The organism is Nonomuraea harbinensis (assembly GCF_019396385.1).
Classification (GTDB): Bacteria; Actinomycetota; Actinomycetes; order Streptosporangiales; family Streptosporangiaceae; genus Nonomuraea; species Nonomuraea ferruginea.
Genome location: NZ_JAHKRN010000130.1, coordinates 1 through 772, shown reverse-complemented (window position 1 = coordinate 772; position 772 = coordinate 1). Strand labels below are relative to the sequence as shown.

At 67.9% G+C, this 772-nt stretch carries 1 protein-coding gene; it reads right to left on the bottom strand.

From position 1 onward, the window contains the following. Positions 1–772: hypothetical protein (locus KME79_RS44320; protein WP_219552679.1), on the bottom strand; the 772-nt coding region annotated here is incomplete at both ends.

Here is a 772-nt window from a genome sequence, read left to right as displayed (position 1 = left end):
ACGCCGGTGGTGAGGCTGAGCCGGTCCAGATATCCGTCGAGCTGGGCCAGCCCTTCGGTCAGCGGGTCGTCCTTGCCTGCTCGCCAGACCTTGAGCTCCATCGCCTCGCGCTGCACCAGGCGTTCGCCGCCGGGGCCGGTGTAGGGCCAGCGGACGAGCACGTCCAGGCGTTTGGTGCCGGCGGCGTACTCGCGATCGAGATAGCCTCCGCCGTTGACCAGGCGGTGCAGGAAGGCCATGAGGATGATCTGGCAGGCGGCCTCGTGGTAGCCCTCCTGCCGGATGAGCACCTCCCCGTGCTCGCGCCAGAACACCACGAACTCCCGCAGCAGCCGCTCCAGGTCGAACCTGCCGTCCGGCAGCACGAAGCTGTGTGGGTCGGCCTTCACGAACCGCTCCGTACGGTCGCCCAGGACCCGTAGCAGAACCTCCCGATAGATCGGGTTGGCGATCTCCAGATCCCGGGTCCCCCGGATGAGGCCCAGATCGTGCACGTAGGAGACGTCGTCGTCGAAAGAGGTGTCCGTGCCGGGCCAAATTCCCGCCACGATCGGTCCGATCACCCGTTCCACCCGTGGTTCGTACAACCGCGCGACGAGGGCGTCCAGGTGGATGGCGCGCGCCCTGATCAACCGCTCCTTGGCCTCGTCCACCTGCCCGGCAGTGACGGCGCCGGTCACCCCCATCTTGATGATGATCTCGTGGGCGAGGGCGTTGACCAGCCACGGCTGCCCCTGCGTCAGCTCGAACACCCGCTCCACCGCGTCCTTGG